8 protein-coding genes are annotated in these 12,811 nt (G+C 42.0%); 2 read left to right on the forward strand and 6 right to left on the reverse strand.

All coding sequences use genetic code 11. The annotated features are described in order from the left end of the window. Window positions 1-189: 189 nt before the first annotated feature. Window positions 190-2,016, reverse strand: a complete 1,827-nt coding sequence (locus CTER_RS27660; protein WP_004626213.1) for an eCIS core domain-containing protein — start codon at window positions 2,014-2,016, stop codon at window positions 190-192. A 623-nt stretch (window positions 2,017-2,639) separates the two neighbouring features. Between CTER_RS27660 and CTER_RS13880 the strand changes: the two genes are divergently transcribed. Then, window positions 2,640-3,176 carry a 2'-5' RNA ligase family protein gene (locus CTER_RS13880; RefSeq protein WP_004626373.1) on the forward strand — a complete coding sequence of 179 codons (537 nt, stop codon included), beginning with the start codon at window positions 2,640-2,642 and terminating at the stop codon, window positions 3,174-3,176. Window positions 3,177-3,342: 166 nt separating this feature from the next. Here CTER_RS13880 and CTER_RS13885 read toward each other — a convergent pair whose 3' ends face one another. The 4 genes from CTER_RS13885 to CTER_RS13900 form a co-directional block, all read right to left on the reverse strand. Further along, complete coding sequence (locus CTER_RS13885) at window positions 3,343-3,621, reverse strand: hypothetical protein (protein WP_004626215.1); 279 nt, start codon at window positions 3,619-3,621, stop codon at window positions 3,343-3,345. 1,103 nt (window positions 3,622-4,724) lie between these two features. Then, entirely contained in the window at window positions 4,725-4,955 is a 231-nt protein-coding gene (locus tag CTER_RS13890) for a hypothetical protein (protein WP_004626207.1), read from the reverse strand. Beyond that, window positions 4,939-5,418: a PIN domain-containing protein gene (locus tag CTER_RS13895; protein WP_004626345.1), complete on the reverse strand. Its 480-nt coding sequence runs from the start codon at window positions 5,416-5,418 to the stop codon at window positions 4,939-4,941. The genes CTER_RS13890 and CTER_RS13895 overlap by 17 nt, the downstream gene beginning before the upstream one ends. Before the next feature lie 1,467 nt (window positions 5,419-6,885). Then, on the reverse strand, window positions 6,886-7,728 hold the full coding sequence (locus CTER_RS13900) for a S1 family peptidase (protein ID WP_004626338.1): 843 nt from the start codon (window positions 7,726-7,728) through the stop codon (window positions 6,886-6,888). A 243-nt stretch (window positions 7,729-7,971) separates the two neighbouring features. Between CTER_RS13900 and CTER_RS13905 the strand changes: the two genes are divergently transcribed. Further along, the gene (locus CTER_RS13905) at window positions 7,972-8,319 is read left to right on the forward strand and encodes a TnpV protein (RefSeq protein WP_004626359.1); all 348 of its coding nucleotides are present in this window, start codon (window positions 7,972-7,974) and stop codon (window positions 8,317-8,319) included. Between the two features lie 237 nt (window positions 8,320-8,556). Here CTER_RS13905 and CTER_RS27010 read toward each other — a convergent pair whose 3' ends face one another. Then, on the reverse strand, window positions 8,557-12,807 hold the full coding sequence (locus CTER_RS27010) for an S-layer homology domain-containing protein (protein WP_004626370.1): 4,251 nt from the start codon (window positions 12,805-12,807) through the stop codon (window positions 8,557-8,559). Between the last annotated feature and the right edge of the window lie 4 nt (window positions 12,808-12,811).

Raw genomic sequence — 12,811 nt, forward strand, 5'->3', positions numbered from 1 at the left:
GTTATATCATGGTATATTATAACAAATTAAGTATTCAAAATCCAGTGCTATTTTGATTAAAATAGTATTTTTTTATATTAAAATGTACTATTTATTATTTTTAATATGAAATTTGCCCATTTCAATAAATATTGCATTTTTAACACCCTACGCCAATATGCAAAAATGGACTTATGCAATTGCTTAATACTAGAAACCCGACCTTGCCAGGATGGTCCGTTGGATTATTTCCATATTTCCTCCCTGGGCGGGATTTATGTCCAGAGGATTAATTTCGAAAGAGAACTCTTTTGCAGAACCCTTATAATCAAATCTCAGCTCATATTCCAATTTATTGCACAGATGATAGCTTGAGGCCAATATATGGGCCCTTGCAAATACCGATATCTTTTTAGTATGATCATCCACAATCAGTTTCTTAATTGTATCCTCTAAAACTTTATGCACCCGATTGGCACCTAAAGTACCTGCAACAAGATTTTCAGGATGATTAATCTTGTTCTCATTTATGCCGCCTAATGTGAATGCAATCAGGTGCAGCCATTCCCAGTATCCATCCACGTAACCTGCATCTCCTGCAGCATCTTTTGCAGAAATATTTCCCATCGCCGCATTCTGGTCTGATCTCTCTCCAGGATCAGCACCTGGACCGGGTTTGTATTGTACCCTTTCACCGCTCCATTTTTTTAGCCGGTTAAGGTCGATTTCCTGCCAACCGCTCTCCTTTACCGCTACCGTACAGGGTACAGGTTTTTTTGTAAGTGGGATTGGCGTGCCTATGGCAGGCTGCGGCAATCGTTCGGGAAAATTCGCCGCCCATATTGCCACCCCTGAATAGCCTCCTCCTGATGGGCGGACATACGGTCCGGAGAGATGTGCTTCGCTTCCTCCGGGAGAATGCACCCGTTCGGGCGGATATGCTGAATATACCAAAGGAGATCTGGGCTCGACCACTTCAAAAGTGAGACCGGAGTATGCACTCTGAATATCCGCTTTTGTTGCTCCTGATTGCGGAGGATATTGAGCAACAACATATCTGGTGCTGCTATGATGATAGCCCAGACCTCCGTCTGTTTGTTTTTTCAGCCGTGCTTCTTTAATTGCATCCAGGCGGGCAATTACCTGGGCGAAAAGCTCTTCTTTTTTTTCAGGAGGACAGTAAGCTATGGTTGGATGCTCCTTGTTCTTTATGATAAAATTCAATTGAGCTTCATTTAACTCGGATATCGGAATTTCTTTAACTTCACCTCTTCCTCTTGAGCTGGTGAAACCAATACCATCACATTGTACGGTAGTTCCTTTTATAGGAATACCGGTTTTCTTCCCATTTGCATTTGCATGTTCGTGCTCCTGATACTCGTTGATTGCTTTTATCCTCCCGGCCTTATCCCCCATATTTTCTGCTTCAAGTTCCAATCCGGCATCATTGTTTATCTTTGCACCGCTGATCTGCATAGTAGGCTTCACCCTTCCCTGTGACTGCTGTACAACATGCCAGGCCTCATGAGGGAGACGCTTGTCCTGCCCTGGCGCCACATATATTTCCGAGCCCTGCGTATATGCCGAGGCCCCTAGCTGTGCCGGCTTATCAGAATTGTAATTTACCCTTACATTTTCCATGGATAAGCCTGAAAGGATTTCTATACCATTTTTCAGATCATCCGGGAGGCCTGTTTCATTTTCTTTTTTCTTGTGAACAGATTCCTCTCCGGAGAAATCTGTCACGTGGACTGTATCCGGCCCATCTTTTAAACTCCCTTCATTATGGGCTTCTCTTTTCGTTTGTTCAGTTTTGTCCTTTATCAAGCCGATTTCTCTCATTAACCTGTGGACTGCCTGATTTCCTATTGTTTTCTGAAGAATTTTAATATCTTCATGTGTCATTGTTTGCGGGAACATTCTAACTCTCTGAAGTATGGCGCTGTGATTTGGAACAGGCTTTTGACCTGACTTTCTTGAACTTGATGTGTTTTTTTCTTTTTCCTGGAATACTCCAGCCTTATCACTATAAATCATATTTTCCTCCTAATTTATTCCATATTCTGTATAATATATAGAAATAAATCAGAGTATTACAACTAATATATTTTGGCTTTTATATAAAACAGGCATGGATATTTTGCCGAAGCAGGAATTTACAAATTTAATTTTATTTAACTATATTTATTCACTGTAAAATTGTAACACATGAGTCTCTGATGAATAATATGGTATTAGTGTTAAAGTTTTAAATGCTGTACCATATTAATTTAGAGGGAGGGTAAGAGTATGCCGGATAATGAAGAATCCGTTCGTGGTGGATTTTTTAATAACAAGCACTCCGAATGTTCTAATGACAATCAATTGTGGTTAATAATAGCTCTTATTTTAGTTTTCTGCTTCTTGTGCGGAAACGGACACCATGATTGTTAACTCCTTTCGAACATAAAATAAAACTCAGGATAATGTATGCCTGAGTTTTATTTTTTTACTTTTTTTATTACTTTAGGTATAATTTCTATTATAGGCCAGGGTTATTTACAACCTATGTAAATTATCTTAATCGCAGCATTACTGACAACATTGAATTATAATAAAAATTTTAATAAAACAAAATAATAAATGTATCAATTTAAATTAAAATAAGAATTGGAGTACACATGACCTATTCTATAAGTTTGGGCTTTGATAAAATAACAGGAGAAAAAATCAAGCAGGATATATTTAATTTATGCAAGAAAGACATCGGTTCCTGTATATTGGATTATAATATTCCGCCGCACATTACACTTTCCATTTTTGAGTACGAACCAGGGATCATTGACGTTCTAAAAAAAGTTGTTGACTCATCCGGTGTTTTTATAAAATCCGGAAAGGTTCATTTTTCGTCAATCGGTGTTTTTCATCCGCCTGTATTATATTATGCGCCGATAGTCACAAACAAATTAATAGATATCAATGAGAAGGTATTTTTGTTATTAAAGGATATCAATGCTAAATTTAATCCGTACTACGTGCCCAATAACTGGGTCCCTCATGTTTCACTGGGTTACAATATGACAAATAAAGATTTGCTGGTTGCATTTGAATATATCAACGGTGTTTTTAGTGCCTTTGACGGTCAATATACCAGGCTGATTTTAAGCAAATATGATCCTTACAGCGAGATATATGTGGTAGATTTAAAGAGTAATTAGTTGATGTTAGGTCTTTTACTATTAGCACATTTATTCTATGCCAAAGCTTTCTTAGGCGAGTCTTCACCGAAAAAAATGGCAAAATAGAAAATGACTATATTGAGTACTACAGCAATAAACGCTGTATAGCGTACCGCTTAATTTAAATATTGTATTAATAAACATATCATTTCTTGGCCAATTTAATTGAGGATATAAACCCTATTACTATAAATACAACAAATACTGATATGGGTAAATAGAATTGTCCAAATTCCTTTCCTGAATCCGGATTTCCATTTGCCTTCTGAACAGTAACAAATAACATCAGGGTAATTATAGATGTAAATGACATCAGCATCCCTGTGATTAATCCGGCCTTCTTGCCTTTTTGTAAAATAAAAATAATTAAAAGAAAAAACAAAAAAACTATTATTCCGCATAAAGCGAGAGCCAATTCAAGCAATTAAAACACCTCCTCCAACTTTCTTCAGGCATATAATTATACATTGATAATTCAACCCATTGTTTGAATTTCTTTACTTAGTTTACTTATTTTCCCTTTATTTTATCCTAATAGAACCATAATTTCAAGAAAAATAGGCTAACGCTCTTTCAGTGCAGCCTTATTATCATAAAATTTCCGGTATTCCGGCATAACAAATTAATGATCTTTTATCTCTATTTAAATAGAGATGTTAATGAATGCAACGTAAGCGTCAAATAAAAGAGTGGATTGTTTTCCACTCCTTATACATGAGATAATCTCCATATATACTAGAACGATACCAGCTATTAATAAAATAAAAAATACCATATTAACTTTTACGCTTAAACCTCCCTAGTACATTTTTAATTATTTAAAAAATGAACTTCACTATCATAATATTTATATTAATTAATACCTTACCAACTATGTTTTTGAGGACTATATTCAACATCTTTGTCTTATAAGGTTACAAATCCATCTTCATGCAAATCACCATATCACCCTTTCTCTTAAACGTTATTTTTTATCTGCGACTGAATTAGGGCATAAAAAATACCGCAATTCATTTGAAAATTATCCGAACTTAAAACAACAAAAAAAGGCTTATAATAGACCATGTTGAATTTAAAATTTTTTCCAAAATGAAACAATTTTCAGAAGAATTTATAAAAAACTATATTGAAAAACATAAGCATCATGTTTTTAATAAAAATGTTTCTGAGTGTAAATCTTTTATACACTTATATATAGTCAAAGTAAAAGTCGATAATGATAATATCACTATCGACTTCAAACTTGACTCCCTGTGTGGGGATAAATGGTGCCGAAGGTCGACATGTACTCGCGTACGCTGGATTTTGAGTCCATAAAGCCGCATCTGTCGTCTCAACCCTTGATTGTAAGCCGATTTCCCGGATTCCGGTTACCGTTAGTACGACTAGACTTCGCTTCTTATGTCAAAACTATGGCGAGAGTCCAGTTCGTTCATTTACGACTATTTTAGCATGATTTTACTCTATTTCCAATGTAATTTATTTACTTTATTATGGGGTGGCCTCCTCTGGTAGGTAGGCATTAAATTATTTTGTATTCTCCCAATGCTTACGAGCCATTTGCGACAGATCATCAACAGATAAGTCTTTATATAATTCTTCCTGCTCTTTTACGAAATCCTTGCCCTCGTTATTCGGTTGCCTTAAGCGTAAATACCTCATATATCCGGAAACACCAAGCTCTTTTATAATCGCCTTATTAGCCTTCTCTATGATTTCAGTATCGGTCATATCATTATTTTTATTCGTTAACATCATTTTCCAACTCCTTACCAATAAAATCTACAGGGTTTGTTAGTTTAATTGACCCTAACACATGCTTTAAAGCCTGCTCGTTATGCTTTATTGTTCTGATAAATCTATTATCACATGTTATAAAGTATTCACACTTTCCGTATATTGCACATGCAAGATGCAAAGCATCCTTACTTTGAGCGTTGGATTTTTCTACAATCTCTTTAGCCATTATATCGATAGCTTTATTCCATACAACAGCTTCCGAACAAATGATCTCAGCAACCGCTTTTATATCTTCACTCATTGCCTTTGATGGCGTTCTATCGTTTTCGAATTCCAACATATACGACCAAAGTATCTTATACTGCCACCGTTCAACGAGCTTAAATATTATTTCTATTGCCTTTGACTCAAGTTCAATTCTTGGTTGTGTTTGGTCATCAAAGGGACGATAATAAACGTTCATGTCGAGGTATATATTCATTTTACACCTTCTTTTACATAATTATAGCATATATGCAAGCCGCTAAAAATAGAATTAGGCTCAAAGCTATCAATTAGTCTTTGTAATTAAGTTCCGCCAATAAAACGGAAAACATGGGTGTATGAAAATGCCGACTTGATATTAACTCAATAATTTCGAACCCATAATTAAAGAAAACAAAGTTTTCCGGCTTATCTTCATTTCCTGACTCTTCAAGTATATTCTTTTTAAATTCCTCAAACTCTTCTGGTAGTTTAATAGAGTGTCACATTACTCCAGACTCATACAAAGCATTTCCACTATATAAGACTTTTTCGATAGACTCATCCGGGTACCATATTTGCAAGTCTACTTCAGGAAAAAGTTCACTAATTGCTTGTCTACTCTCATTATATACTAGATTTATTGTTTCTGATAAGGCAAACTATCGCATCAGCAATAACCTTAATATCAGACTCCTTATAAAACAAGCTACTTTTTCACACTTAGCGTTTTTTACATCCCTACAAATATTGAATAAATATTCCGTACATTCCTCGTTATTAAGAATAAAATCCTACTAATTTGTCTATGTTTCTGGCAATTATATGGTAATATACAATATTATACCAGATAAATTTATGAAATCATACGAATAGGAGTTAATAGTATATTTAATTATTTATCTGCTAGGTTGAACCGGGTAAACGCTTACCACTAAAATAATCTTCCAAAAATCTTTACTCAACGTGAGAATTTTTTCACTGCTTGATTTAAAAGACTTACGGCTCTTCCCTTACTATCATTTTCCTATGGCTCAGAATTAAGCCTACACAAACTCGCTGCAGAGCCTATGGTTTATAGGTAAAACCTTGCCCCACGGCTGGGAAAATATTTCCCCCATGGGTCAGGCACATATATACCTCATGGATGAATAGTGACTTACACTACCGCCAATTTTATATCAAAAACAGAAAAAGGCGAGAGTACAGCACTCACCGCCTGTCTATTAATGAAGATATTCTGTTTCTTTATCTATTAATTTTTTCCTCGCCTCCGCCAATTGGCTTTACAGCTAAGTTTCCGCAATCCCTATACGCCGCATTACGCTTGTCCGCACTCCTACGATAGAATAACAGCAGATTAATGATGCGACACCATTATTACCTACTCTACCACTCAAACATGCCATCAAATACTCATTTTCATGGGACTTTTCCGTATTATGCTCATCACATGAAGGAACAGTTATTAAATTTTTACGAAATGATTGTAAATATATTTCTTTTACTCACATTGTATACCTCAAATTACAATAATTATATAATTGATAATACCATTGAGTCCATTGTGTTCACGAGACACACTGGATTTATATAAAAAAATAAGCAACTGTAATTTGCTTACAATCGCTCATTTCCGCTTGTTTAGCGGTTTGGCGTAATAATGGAAAAAAGATTTTTGTAGTTAATCCATCATAGACAGCTGTTACTTTTTACTTGAATACCAAGTTGTTATGAAATCATTTATCTCATTTGCAGGCATTACCAAAGAATATCTGAAATTATCAAAGATATCACGGCCACCGCCTAAAACAATCCCCGCTATTTCTAATTGCTTATTTAATAAAACACTTCCACTACTACCAAAATTATCATAGGCGGATGTTCTGATTACTAATCGCTGATTCTCTCCGTTTGCATCGCCAAATTTGACTGGTTTTTTTGAAATAATCGTACCATAAGTGATTTCATTTCTTCCTTCATTCAATGGACTGCTAATAATCGCAACTTGATCTTTAAAAGCCGGGGTGTTTGAGGCAATATTTAATATTCCAAAAGAATCACTGCAACTAAATTTAAGGATAGCAAGATCATACTCCTCATCAGAATAAACCACTTCTGCTATAGGTAAAGTCTTATAATAGTCTCTTAACCCTATATGTTGTTCTTGCTGTGCAATGCGTTCATTATATGTTAAATCATCATAAGAGAGAACATATAAGTGTGCTGGATTGTTGTCTACGGCGTGCAGAGCCGTAAGTGCATAATATACTCCATCAGCCTCAGAAAAAACCACGCCACCAAATCCAGCGCCATAGCTAAATGATTCGGCGTTTTCTGATATTGTTGCAGTTTCACTAACAATATACAAGGTCGAGGATTTCACCTCATGATTAATTATTTCTTCGAAATGTATATTCTTTCTTGTACGACATATGTAATCATATAAAAAAGAACTTCCTATAATGGAGATACATACAACAGCACTAATTACAATGCTTACAATGCTTATTGTCTTTTTGCTTTTCCTTGATAATCTTTTTTCCACAGCTACTTTCGCTCCCTCCTTGCATTGCATATTATCCGCATTATATAAATAATCAGCAGCTTGCCTTTTGCCGGGTATTAAGCGGTTTTGAGGTTATAATACCATGTTTTCTGATATAAAGAAAGACATACCTTCCCCTTGGCGAACCTCCAATAAGGATGTTTATGAAAATCATAATTGTTCAGCACACAGCCAAACGATTACCGATGAATTGTAAATAATCTTTATTGGAGGATTTGCTTTATGGCAAAGTTTGAATTTGAATACACAGAAGTTGATGGGTTTCTGTACCCTAACATCGAAATTGACGGAAAAGCCGAGCTTGATAATTTGGGAAAGTATGGACGGTTACGTATGAATTATTTACATGAACAAAAGCTGGGGATATATCGCGAGATGCTTCTCACAGGCAAGCTGACAGAGCACTGCACCGCGATGGACAAAACTGCCCTTGAGATGGCGGAGCGTATTCGTGCCGATTATCTGAAAATGCACCCTATGCCGGATGATACAATGGAGCGGATTCGCTTATCTGAACTGGCACAGGAAATTGCAGACGAGTGTGTGCTTTATGACCTGATTTACCAATAATCCCAAGTGCCCTGCTGATTTTTCGGCAGGGCACTTTCAACTACACATCCATTGAGTTCGGATATTTCTGAAATGATACCTCTGGCTATATGGAATAGCTTCAAATGAATGGGTTAGAAGCCTATTATAGAAGGCTTGCACAGGAGTTTACCTCAGATTTTAATTTAAATAATTTACAACATTGTAAAGGATGCACAGGCTGAAACTTCAACCTGTGCGTCCTCTTTTGTTATTATCTTACTTTGTCTTTCTCACGCCTTTTTCATCGACCTCATATCCGTCAATTTTTGTACTCTTGGCAAGGGAACCGTCGGCGTTAAAATAATACCACTTGCCGTCGATCTGGAGCCACTTACCGGAAACCATGTTGCCATAAGTGTCAAAATAGTAGGTTTTGTTGTTTCCGTTGGCTCCTAAATCCCAAAAGCCTACCAGCATGATATTGTCGGAGTAGAATCTCCAGTTATTGCCGTCCTGCACCCAGCCGGTTTTCAAAACCCCGGTGGTTTCAAAGAAATACTTCACACCATCAATGGTCTGCGTCCCGGTAAGGGCTTTGCCGTCCTTGTAGTACAGATACTGTCCAGCGTCGTTTTTCGCCCAGCCCTGTGCGGTAGATGGGTCAATGGTCAGCTTGATATAGCGGTGAAGCATGGAGCTGACCTCTGCGCGGGTGGCGCTGGTCTGCGGATTAAACTGATTGCTTGTGCCGCCCATCATAATGCCTGCCTGCTGCATTGCTGTGACTGCTGTTTTGTAGGTGCTGCCAATGTTTAAGGCATCTGCGTAGGTTGTTGCAGTACGGGTCACCGGCAGGGTGTAGCCGGTTGACTTGGCGTAGTTGCTAAAGATAACCGCGATTTCTTCACGGGTGATGGCACGGTCAGGTTCAAACTTGCTGTTTCCTGTGCCCTGCACAATGCCCTTGCTGTACGCCCATTCGATATACGGGCCGAAGGCGCTGTCGGCTTTCACATCGGTAAAGCTGTTACTGGTGTAGATTTTGGTGTCTACATTTACCAGTCTGCCGAGGGCTGTTACCAGCATTGCCCTTGTCATGGCAGTGTCGGGCGCAAAGGTGGTGTCTGTTGTGCCGGAGAGAAGACCTCTGCCGACTACATAATCAATGGAATCCTTTGCCGGGTGGGTGGTAATATCCGTGAATTTCGCTGAGGGAGCGGTATAGCCAATGCCGTACAGGGAGAAGTGTGCCGTGGTGAATATCACACAGCCGCTGTTTGCATCGTAAGCAGAGCCCGCGATACGGGTAGCGTTGCCCTTTGCGTCTACATAGACCGCATACAGGCCGCCGATTGCTTCACCCTTGGCCGGTGTATATGGCACGGAAACCGTCGCGATACCGCCTCCAAAGCTGGAAACCGCCACATTTTTGCCATTCTTGGTATAGTTCACTGTCAAGTCATAGATCGGACGCGTGCCAATCATGGTTTTGGCCGAAGCGGACAGCTTGGCGTTTGGTACAATGGTGATGCTGATATTGCCGGTGCTCTGCTTCTGGATTTCCGCCAGTGCCTTTGTATCAAAGGAAAGGGTCACGGGGGAGCCGTTCAGCTCAAGGCTGGTTACCCCTGCGCTCACAAGGCTGTTCAGGGAGGTGCGGGTCAAATGAGTTGTCAGAGAGGTTGCGCCCTTTGGCATGGTAACATTCAGCGCAATGGTGGTGCCGTTTGCAGTTTTTCCCTGTGCTTTCGCGTCGGTCTGTGCCTTGGCAATGGCGTCGGTGATTGATTTTTCAGGGATAGCTGCACTTGCCGCGCCGTTTGTTCCCGCGGTTGCAGTTACAGGTGTTGTCGCCGTTACCGGCTGGTCGGGTTTCTTTTCCGGTGTCGTGGTTGTTGGAGTGCTGCCGGAGTCACCGCCAGAGGAGGAACCGCCGCCGGAGCCACCGCCATTTCCACCGCCGCCGTTGTAGCTCCAGCCTGCCGTAACAGTTAGGTTAGAGGTCACGCTGGTAAATTCCTTATCCCAGCCGGTGAAGGTATAGCCGCTACGGGAAACGGTGGGAGCTGCTGCGGAGCCGCCGTTTGGAACCGTCTGCGTCAGCTCTCCGCCGCCTGTTCGTGTGCCGCCGTTTAGGTCAAAGGTAATGGTATAGCCAACGGTACTTGCTGGGTACACCTTCACGCCATTCACCCAAACCGCGCCGCCGGTGAGGGTTTTGCTTCCTCCCACTGTGCCTGTGACCGTCACCGTGCCGTCTGATACCGTAAGGTCTGCGGCGACTGGCTGACCATAAAATTCAGCCGGTAAGCTGCCGTTGACAGTGACATTTGTACCCGCCCCGCTGACGGTCAGCCCGCCCACCACATCTCCGCCTGCACTGACGGTTGTATTGGTGGTGACTGTGCCGCCAGTGATGACGACACCGCCGGTGCTGCCGTATAGTGCAAAACTGCCACCGTTGGCATTTACTGTGCCACTCTCAATTGTAATATTCGCTGCTGAAACAGCGCCTTTGCCTCCGCTGACATTTACCACACCGCTGGTATTGATTAAAACGTTTCCATCCGCTGCCTGTATGCCGTTAGCACTCCATATAGGCTCAGTGTCGGTGAAGCCGGTGGCTGTCACACTGGCACTGCCGGTAATGGAAAGGTTACCGTCAAAGGCAACCAGCCCGTTCAAACCTCCGCTTACTGCGATGACTGTTCCGCTTTCAATGGCGATGCTGTCAGCCCCTGCTGCATCGTTATCGGCTGATGTTACCGTAAGGATATGGGACCCTCCCTGGATGGTAAGGCCGCCTGTAATATTAATTCCCCGTGCCCATTGCTCTGTCACATTCATGGTGACATCCTCTGTCAGCACAAGAGTGATGTTGTCGGTCTGGGCGCATTGAATATCTATTTTATTGCTGCCGCTATAGCTGCCGTCCAGTGTCAGGGTGGCTGTGGCTGCGTCCCATGTCCAGCCGGTACCGGATTGATTGAATAAAAGGCTTATGCCGGTTTGCCCACCGATATCCATGGTACCGGTGACACTGCCGGCCGTCATCAGCGTTGCCGATGCCTGATGATCTGCCGTAACAGTTACCGTGCCGGCGTAGGTGTTGCTTCCCGCTCTCAGCGTAACGGTTTGACTTCCGGCAGGCAGAAGGACACAGAGCTTGCCCTCCGCACTGGTGCTGCTGCCGGTAACGCCGATGGCTGGTACGGAAGCGGTGACATCGGTCACTTCTGTTATTGCACTTACACCGTCAAGGGTCAGCAAGACCTTGTAGACCTGCGTGCCTTCTATCGTGATGCTGCCGCCTGTAATATTATAATCGGAAAACCAGTTACCGAAAAATGGGTTGATGTTCAGCACAAGGTTACCGCTTGTCATATTGAGTTTCCTGCCGTTGCTAATATTCAGCCCGCCGCCTATGCCGTTGCCGCCGCATGTAACCGTTCCGCTGGTAGAAATGGTTACGTCTCCACTTTCTGCATAAATACCGCTGGCATCGGTTCCCGTTGCAGTCGTTTTGACGCTTGCAGTATCGGTAATCGTTACGCCCCACAGTCCGCAGATGACTACTGCCCACGGACGTGTGCCTGATCCGGCACTTGTGGCATTTATCTGTGCATTCCCTCCGACTGTGAGTGTGTTTAAGACCTCAATTGCACAAGGCAGTGGATTGGTGCTCTGTGAATTAATTGTCAGCGTATCACCGGTGCCTGTAATTTCCAGATTGCCATTACAGAAAAGAGCACTGTCAGAATCACTGTTAATCGCCACATCACCACGATATACAAGCCCGATAGAATCGTCGGAATCACAGTGAATGGCAATTGACTCGCCCTGATAGGCGCTGGTGAGTGCCAGGGTGGCTGTGGCTGCGTCCCATGTCCAGCCGTCTGTGCCGCCCGCATCGACACGCAGGTCAGAGACCGTTGTGCCGCCGATGTCCATGGTGCCGGTGACAGTGCCGCTCGCAAGCTGCATACTGCCCCGTGCCTGCGGCACAGCCACTTTTCCCACCGTCACGATGATGGCCGGGGCGCTCACCCCCTCCGCTACTATCAAACCCGACCGCAAATCCAACGTTGGGGTAAAGATGTGATCCCCCTCGGTATCTCCGTCATAGACCGGGGCGGAAGTCCAGCCCGAAACATCGACGGTGGCTTCTTCCTTGATTTCCTGTGTTTCTTCCTGTGCTTCCGGCTCGTGCGCCTCGCTGTCCGTAGCGGTGTCATTGCCGCTTACAGCAGCCGTTATGGAGGAACCGGTAGTGACCGTTACCGTTCTTGTGACGGTCACCGTCAGCTCGGTCGGCAGATTTAGTTTGCTCTCCTGTGTACCGGTTTCCACCGTCTGTACGGCAATATCCGCTTCCAAAGCTGCAAAGGCGGTGATTTCACCGCTGGTTCCCAGCCCTGCACCGGAATCCTTGGTATCGGTTTCGGCAAACGCAGTTGTTGGCAGCATCGTGATTACCATGCACACCGACAATATCAGGCTGCCGATTTGTTTCCATGTTCGTTTCATTTTA

It is taken from the genome of Ruminiclostridium cellobioparum subsp. termitidis CT1112 (assembly GCF_000350485.1).
Classification (GTDB): Bacteria; Bacillota; Clostridia; order Acetivibrionales; family DSM-1351; genus Ruminiclostridium; species Ruminiclostridium termitidis.

Excerpts from the sequence above, each read along its gene's own strand:
- CTER_RS27660 (WP_004626213.1), bottom strand. The coding sequence starts at position 2,016 with ATGATTTATAGTGATAAGGCTGGAGTATTCCAGGAAAAAGAAAAAAAC.
- CTER_RS13880 (WP_004626373.1), top strand. The coding sequence starts at position 2,640 with ATGACCTATTCTATAAGTTTGGGCTTTGATAAAATAACAGGAGAAAAA.
- CTER_RS13890 (WP_004626207.1), bottom strand. The coding sequence starts at position 4,955 with ATGATGTTAACGAATAAAAATAATGATATGACCGATACTGAAATCATA.
- CTER_RS13895 (WP_004626345.1), bottom strand. The coding sequence starts at position 5,418 with ATGAATATATACCTCGACATGAACGTTTATTATCGTCCCTTTGATGAC.
- CTER_RS13905 (WP_004626359.1), top strand. The coding sequence starts at position 7,972 with ATGGCAAAGTTTGAATTTGAATACACAGAAGTTGATGGGTTTCTGTAC.
- CTER_RS27010 (WP_004626370.1), bottom strand. The coding sequence starts at position 12,807 with ATGAAACGAACATGGAAACAAATCGGCAGCCTGATATTGTCGGTGTGC.